Below are 7,274 nucleotides of genomic sequence, written 5' to 3'. Positions count from 1 at the left end.
GGATCGACCGGCGGGTGCTGTCGGGAGACCCAGTCCGGCGTCGCATCAAAGGAACGTTTGATGCGACAAGGGTTTATGGCTGGTGCAGTTCACTTTGGGCGTCCGTGCCGCTAGCTCCTGAATCTAGGACGTGCTTTCACCATGGGCTACGAGGCCCGGAGATGGCGCGTGTGTCTACCGGGGCAGCGCTTCGCAGAGGCATGCGCGATTGCCGCTGTTCATGGACGGACCCGGAGAGAATGCAGGCGGGGTTCGGACGCTACACGTTGCCAGGGGTGGAGGGATCGTGCTCGAGGGCTGCGGCGATGGCGGCCGGTGAGGGAAGCGCCGACTGCTCTTCGGCCGGCAGCGCCTCGTAGGTGTAGGACGCCACGGCCAGGGGCTGGGCCGAGCCGTCCAGGGCGTAGCGCACGGTGCGTTCGTTCCTGGAGCCGCAGACGAGGATCCCAACGGTGGCGGCCTGTCTGGGTAGCCGGAGCATGTCGTCGACGGCCGCGACGTAGAAGTTCAGCTGGCCTAGGTGCTCGGGCTTGAATTTGCCGGCTTTCAGTTCGACCACGACGTAGCGGTCCGAGGGGACGTGGTAGAGCAGCAGGTCGATGAAGAAGTCATCGCCGTCGACGTCGAGGGGGTATTGCCGGCCGACGAAGGCGAAGCCGGGTCCGAACTCGGCCAGGGTTTGGGACATGCGCAGCGTCATGGCCTCCTCGATGGCGTGCTCCTGTGCCTCTTCGGTCAGCCCGAGGAAGTCCAGGACCAGCGGGTCCTTGGCGATAGCCCGGGCCAGATCGGTGCCCTCACCGGGCAGTCTGGCCTCGAGGTTGTTCGGGGCAGCGCCGCTGCGGGTGTGAAGGCCGGTAAGGATTTGGTGTTCGAGCACGGACACCGACCAGCCATGTTGGACGGCCCTGGAGGCATACCAGACCCTCAGCCGGTGGTCGCCGAGCTTGTTCAGCAGGGCGACGTTGTGGCTCCAGCTCAATTGTCCAGACGGTGTCTGGACAATTGGCTCCGGGCCACTCCAGGCCTGGGCGAAGGCCCGCATGTTGTACAGATTGGTCCGGGAGAAACCCTTCATGTGCGGGAACTCGTTCCGCAGGTCCCGTGCCAGCCGGTCCAGGACCTTGCTGCCCCACGGCTCGCTACTTTGACGCTCGGCGATGGTGCGCCCGATGTTCCAGTAGAGCTCGATCATGGCGGTGTTCACTGCGCGCTGCGCCTGGTGCTGGGCGTTACCCACGAGATCCTTTAGAACCGTGAGGGTGGCGGCGTAATCGCCGGGGAGGTCCGGCTCCAATGAGGTCATGCCTCCACCCTAGGGGTGGGCCAGCGGACTCAATTGTCCAGACGCCGTCTGGACAATTGAGTCGCCTGGACCGCTTGGAGTCTGTCGCGGGTGTGACAACGCCAGATGTCGTATGCCCCGTTATCGGCGTCTCAAGTTTTGGGGGTTGCGGGCCCTGGACCTCGGAGGACGTCGGTAGGTCGTCTTCGACTCTCAGATCCACAGGCCCCGCCTCTGATCAACTCTGATCAACTCTGGGCAGGCCGTGCCCCAGAGTGCCCGCGTCTTGGATAACTCCCGGGCCGCGCTCTACCGGTTCATCCTCGAGCCCCGGCCGACGCTGATCCCGAACCCTGCCCGAACCAGACTTCTGTGGTGTGACTCGTCGGATAGCCTCGGGGTCAAACACAGTCTGACGAGTAGGGATCCGATGGCACGCATGAGTTTCAAGGTCGCCCCGGGGGTGCGCATCAGCGCGTCCAGCCGGGGAATCCGGACGAGTGTGGGTAACTCGAAGGCCCGAGTGTCGTTCGGGGGTGATGGTACCTATGCATCGGTCGGGGGCGGGGGAGTGCGCGTGAGCCAGCGACTCTCTGGTCCGAGCGCAACCGGGCGATCGAATCCTGGCCGTTCCTCCAGTGCTCGCCCCAGTCTGGCCCAGCTCGAGCGAGCCCAGCGGGCTGCGGAGAAGGAGGCTGCCATTGCCGAGCTGCAGGACCTGGAGAACTCTCTCGTCAGCCTCCACCATGAGGCTTTCGCACCGGCGGCTCCCTATGAAGTGCCCCCGCCCGCTCCAGCGGACGTCGAGGTGCTGCGCGCCCAGATTGAACAACACGAGCTATCCCAGGTCGGTCGGTTCAAACTCTCGGAGCGCAAGGCCGCCAAGGCCAGGGCACGCGAGTTGGCCGAAGCCGAGGCTTCTCGGATCGATAGGCAGAACGCTGAGAAGTATCGGGACCTGTGCGCAGGAAGCACCGAGCTCTGGAAGCTGTTGAATGAGCACGACACCGGCTTGGTCATGGAGACTCTGGAGAGCGCCTTCGCGGACAACGCCTCGGACGCCACCGCCGTGGACGTGGGCACCGAAGACGGTGTGCGGTACGCGACCGTGCTGATTGTGTTCGGTGCCGTGGATTTGATCCCTGAGCGGATGCCCTCACTGACGGCCGCGGGCAAGCCCACCACCAAGAAGCGCACCAAGTCGGAGCGCAATGCCCTTTACGTTGCTGCTCTGGGGTCCACGGTGTTGGCCACCGTGAAGGAGGGACGCGCGGTCGCCCCGTCGGTGGATGAGTTCCGCGTGGTGGTCCTGCGGAAGGATTTGAACGCTGCCACCCCGGCCGAGTTCGTGGCCCCGATCTATGCGGCACGATTCTCCCGTCAGATGATGCAGGGGCTGAACTGGCGAACGGTGAATCCGACCGAAGCCTTGCTCTCTGCCACCGACGCCCAGTTTCAGCGCAAGGGCGCTGCCGGTGATGTCGTTCCGTTGAACCTGTCTGGCAATGAGGACTTGGCACAACTCGTTGAGACCTTCAAGCCGGCCATTCTCGGTTGAACCGTGTCCAGCACCCCCTGGCCTGAAAGGGTTGTACGGGCTGCCTCTATCGGCCACGGGGGCGGAGCTGGCCGCAGTCCACGTGAACACTGACCCGGTTCAATCGTCCAGGCGTATTACGGCTAACTCCAGAGGTCTACGGACGGATAAAAGACCCGCCCCCACCGCCTCGGGATGAGGCCGTGGGGGCGGGGTTCGTGTACGCGGATGGTGGCTATTCGCAGCCGATGCCGTCGCCGTCGCGGTCGAGGTGGCTGCCGTAACCGGGATCGCCGACCCGGACTGGGGCAGCCCCGGCGGCGCGGGCGGCGGAGCAGTTCTTGTAGTACGCGGCGGGAGCCTTGGTTGGCGGAGGCGTGTACGTGGGCTGGGGTTTCGGGGTGTAGGTCGGCGTGGGTTTCGGAGTGTAGGTGGGCTTGGGCGTGGCCTTCGGTGCTGGCGTGTAGGTCGGCTGGGCTGGTGCCTTCGGTGCAGGCGTGGTCTTGGCCGGGGTCGGGGTCTGAGTGGGCTTCTCGGCCTCGCGGGCCTGACCGCTGCTGACGTTCAGGTTCTTTCCGGCGGCGGGCACCTTCTGCGTGTCGCAGGTGGCCAGCACCTTGGCCATGGCGTCGTGCTCGGGCTGGGTGATCCACAGTTCGTACTTGGCCTTCACCGCGATCTGACGGGCGACGTAGTCACAGCGGTAGGGACGGTTCGGGGGCAGCCAGGTCGCGGCGTCCGCGTCGCCCTTCTTGGCGTTGGTGGGCCCGTCGACGGCCAGCAGGTTCAGCGGGTCGTTGGCGAAGGCCACCCGCTGTGCTGCGGTGATCTGCTGGGCGCCCTTCTGCCAGGCATCGGACAGGGCCACCACGTGGTCGATCTGCACGTCATCGGAGGTGTCCTGGCCGCGCTGGAAGTCGATGGTGGTGGCCGTGTAGGGGTCCTCGAGGGTGCCGGTGAGCACGACGCAGTTGTCGGTTCCGGGCTTGTGGGACTCGACGTCGAGGTCCCGGTTGAGGATGTCATTGCGGGTGTCGCAGCCGTTGCGGTCAACGTCTGCCCAAGGCTGACCGAACAGGTCGCGGTCATACCCGGTCTTTGGGGCGCGCCCCTTAATAGGCAGGTCCGCCAGCACGGCGACGGCGGTCTGCGTGTCGCTGTCGTCCGGGACGGCACCGTTGGCCGGCGCCTCCGCGGCGGAGGCGGTCGGCGTGGGTGAGGTGGATTCGGACGGGGTGGCAGTAACAGTGACCGTTTGGGGCGCGGGTTGACTGGAAGAGGCGGAGTCAGGTCCGCAACCGGTAGTGACAAGGACGGCCAGGACCGCGGCAGCGGCGCCCAACCGCTTAAGCCGGGTGGCGTGGTGGGATGCAAGTGAGGTGCTCATGATGGCGCTGAGGATATCGGTTGCCATGATCAAAAAGACGAATGTTCGTGAACGATATGACATTGTGACGGCAAATGGCATTCATAAACCCCAGGTCAAGTGCCACTCTTGATCCGCATGACGGTCACGCGCGGTCCGCATCGGTGCCCCAGGTCGAACTTTTCTCATCACTCATGGCGCAGCTACAGGGCGACACTCTGACCGTTCAGGCACAGAAGCGCAGCTACGGCTGTAGATGGGGTAGTGAATCAGCTCGGCGGTCACTTTTGGTAGGTACCGACTTAGTCGTGTTGATGCTCCTCGGCGGCGAGGTGCTGGCCAGGATCTCTTCCTTGCGCAGGTCGTCGATCTACCGATCCAGGTCCTGTTTCATGGTCGGGATGCGCACGTACCTAATCTCCATGGGCACCCTGTATCAAAAGTCGGTTTTGTACGAGTCAGCTGAGACGTCGTTTTGGGCTTAGTTCTGGAACGCGAATGCATGGCGTGTCGTCGTCTTCGGTCCATCCCTGAGGGAGTGTCCCAGTTCCAAGGAATTGGGACGGCATGACAAGTACTCCCGGTGGCGTGCTGACAGGCTGAGAGGGCGCTCAGCAGTGGGGTGTCCGGCCGCGGTGGCAGGATGAGCCCCAGGAGGCAGCGATGGACTTTCCCGAGACCGACACCGATGGGGCGCCCCGCATCACCGCGGAGCAGGTGATCCGTGGGGATGTCTGCCGTTACCTGGAGGTCTGCGACGACGGCACGGTGCACACCAGCAAGGACCTCACCGCGCACCGCAAGGACCAAGGTGACTGGTGGGACCGGCACCTGAACCCGATCACCGACCAGGTCAGTGGCCGGGTGGCCACCTACCTGGTGCGCCCACGCCGGCAGGAGCCGCCGACCGCCCCGCTGGTGTTCGCCCTGGACGTGGCCGGCACCCGCTACACCGGGCACGGCAGGGGCTGGCTGCTGGCCGAGCTCGAACCTGGACGGTACTCGGCCGTGGGGGAGCCTCCGGTCCGGGGCCGTGCCGAGTACCCGGCGTCGGAGATCTTCGCCTGGGACGAGGCCGAAGCCGTCACCAAGCGCGACCAGCATTAGTCCGTCTCGCATCGCTCCTCGTCGACGGTGTGTCCCGCCACCAATCAGAGCTGCCCTGACGAAAGTGTCGAAGGGCCGGTTTGAGGCCCGCCCTGACAGAACACTGTCGTGGTCATCCACAGTGTTCAAAATGGCACACCTCATCTGCATTGACACTCTTCTGATGCCCTTTCGCGCTCCAGGCCTCTCCAGGGGACCGCGAGTCGAGGGCGAGGAGAATCCGTGACAGCCGGGATGGATTGGCTGGAGGTGGGTGCCGGCCGCCCCGGTCCCTGCGCAGTGTCATCAAACCGTGAGTTGTCCGTAGGAGTTGCTCAAAGTTGGACCCGGAGGCTGGAGACACACCGCGGTCCCGTGTTGTAACGAATCCAGGAGAAGCCCCATGACCCCCACCACGCGCCCGCCTCGAATCGGAGCGGGACCCACGAAGGAACTGCACCTTGAGTCGATTCTCGAGCTGGGAGTCGTGGTTCGACGTCTCTATGGTTTCTTCGGGTATCTCCGCGCAGACGTTGAGTCTGTCGCTAAAGGCCGTATGCCGCTCGACGTTGTTGAGGGTCAGCCGGACGTGTTGCTTGTGAGTTCGGGGTCCGGCCGGTTCGGTTTCGGCGCTTGGGCTGTAGAGGTGTACCTCATCACCTGCAATGGAGGGACCTCGATCACGCTCCGGGCCATCGGCGATGACGCAACAGTCCGCGCTCTCAACGGACGGCGCTCCACGCTGTCCCTGGCTAGTGGCGTCAAGAAGATGGAAATTCTTGCTCGATTGCTTCGGGCCATGGACGAGGAGGCTCAAATGATCAGATCGGATCGTCCATAAAGACCCCTCCCCGTCTTACCGGGGTTCAATACATCGACATAGCCACAGACGCCGGAGTGGCCGGCTGGCCGAGGCAGCGTAGAACCCGGTGCCGGAGTGCCAAACCGCCAGTGTCCAAGCGGGTGACCACGTAGAGATCGTTCTCTACGGCCCACCATGTTGGTGAACCCCTCTGGGGGATGGGTATACCGGGTCGGACACTGTGCAGATGTCGATATCCCTAGTCAGGCGTTCGCGGTGGGCCGGGGGTGGCTTGGGCAGCCGGTCGGAGTAGACCCAGGCCTCACCGAGACGGGGCTGCCGGTCGGTGCGCGTACTTCCGCGGCTGCCGGCCGCTGCGGACTGTCATCAAAGCGTGAGGTGTCCGTAGGAGTTCCGCCACGTCGGGTCTCGAGACTGGAAACACACCGCGGGCCCGTGGTGCACAGGACCAAGGAGAACCCCATGGCACCGACCCTTCGCGCGCACGGACCCTTGATGAACAGTGCTCGGGACACTGCAGAACGGGGCGACCCCGTTCTCGTGGCAGCGGCCGGCACCGGTGCCTACCCGCCCGGTCTGGGGGCCGTGCTGCTATTCCGCAGGCACCGCGCCACTGACCAGGGAGTGCGTACCGTGTCGCACCGCACGCTCACGACAACGCAGGGTCGTGTGCGGGCCGTGCTGGCTTGGGTCTGCCTGATGGTCCTGCTCACCGGGTGTTCCCTCGACGTCGACACGCTCCGGGAGAACATCGAGACCCACTGGTCGGGGGTCGAGAAGACCACCCCGACCCAGCCCACCCCTGTGTCGTCCACGCCGGCCACGTCTGGCCCGACCCCGTCCACCCTTGTGTCGTCCACGCCGGCCACGTCTGGCCCGGCTGTCGTGGAGCTTCCTGCCGCCTCGGGATCCGCGAAGGACTGATCGAGCGGGTGGTCCTGCCCGCGGGGCGGGGGTTCGTGCCGCTTTCGATAGCTGTCTGCTCGGGCGTGAGGCGATCAGGGTAGGGCATCCGGGATGAGGCACCTTCGCGCCGTTCCCTGCCGGGTCCTCGGGGATCGAGTCCTGACTGCCCGACCACGACCAGTCGGATCTGCCGGGGCGCAGCGCACCGGGCCTGCTGGTTGGGCGCTCCGGTCGGAGCCGTGGGATGCGGCCGGGCAACAACCGCCCGTGC

The 7,274-nt window shown here is 65.1% G+C and carries 4 protein-coding genes; 2 read left to right on the top strand and 2 right to left on the bottom strand.

The window, feature by feature from the left end:
* Positions 1-259: 259 nt before the first annotated feature.
* The gene (locus tag PLJ28_RS08805) at positions 260-1,306 is read right to left on the bottom strand and encodes a PDDEXK nuclease domain-containing protein (RefSeq protein WP_298042944.1); all 1,047 of its coding nucleotides are present in this window, start codon (positions 1,304-1,306) and stop codon (positions 260-262) included.
* 556 nt (positions 1,307-1,862) lie between these two features.
* Here PLJ28_RS08805 and PLJ28_RS08800 point away from each other — a divergent pair.
* On the top strand, positions 1,863-2,843 hold the full coding sequence (locus tag PLJ28_RS08800; protein ID WP_298042947.1) for a hypothetical protein: 981 nt from the start codon (positions 1,863-1,865) through the stop codon (positions 2,841-2,843).
* Between the two features lie 214 nt (positions 2,844-3,057).
* Here PLJ28_RS08800 and PLJ28_RS08795 read toward each other — a convergent pair whose 3' ends face one another.
* Positions 3,058-4,236, bottom strand: a complete 1,179-nt coding sequence (locus tag PLJ28_RS08795; protein ID WP_324590040.1) for a GmrSD restriction endonuclease domain-containing protein — start codon at positions 4,234-4,236, stop codon at positions 3,058-3,060.
* A 615-nt stretch (positions 4,237-4,851) separates the two neighbouring features.
* On the opposite strand from PLJ28_RS08795, the gene PLJ28_RS08790 reads away from it, so the two are divergent.
* Positions 4,852-5,295, top strand: a complete 444-nt coding sequence (locus tag PLJ28_RS08790; RefSeq protein WP_298042952.1) for a hypothetical protein — start codon at positions 4,852-4,854, stop codon at positions 5,293-5,295.
* The last annotated feature ends 1,979 nt before the right edge of the window (positions 5,296-7,274 follow it).

Source organism: Citricoccus sp. (genome assembly GCF_035445025.1).
In the GTDB taxonomy this organism is placed as follows: domain Bacteria; phylum Actinomycetota; class Actinomycetes; order Actinomycetales; family Micrococcaceae; genus Citricoccus.
The sequence above is the reverse complement of the archived record's forward strand: the minus strand, read 5'-3'. Positions and strand labels throughout refer to the sequence as shown.

Coding starts and splice junctions, on each gene's coding strand:
- PLJ28_RS08805 (WP_298042944.1), bottom strand. CDS start 1,306: ATGACCTCATTGGAGCCGGACCTCCCCGGCGATTACGCCGCCACCCTC.
- PLJ28_RS08795 (WP_324590040.1), bottom strand. CDS start 4,236: ATGGCAACCGATATCCTCAGCGCCATCATGAGCACCTCACTTGCATCC.
- PLJ28_RS08790 (WP_298042952.1), top strand. CDS start 4,852: ATGGACTTTCCCGAGACCGACACCGATGGGGCGCCCCGCATCACCGCG.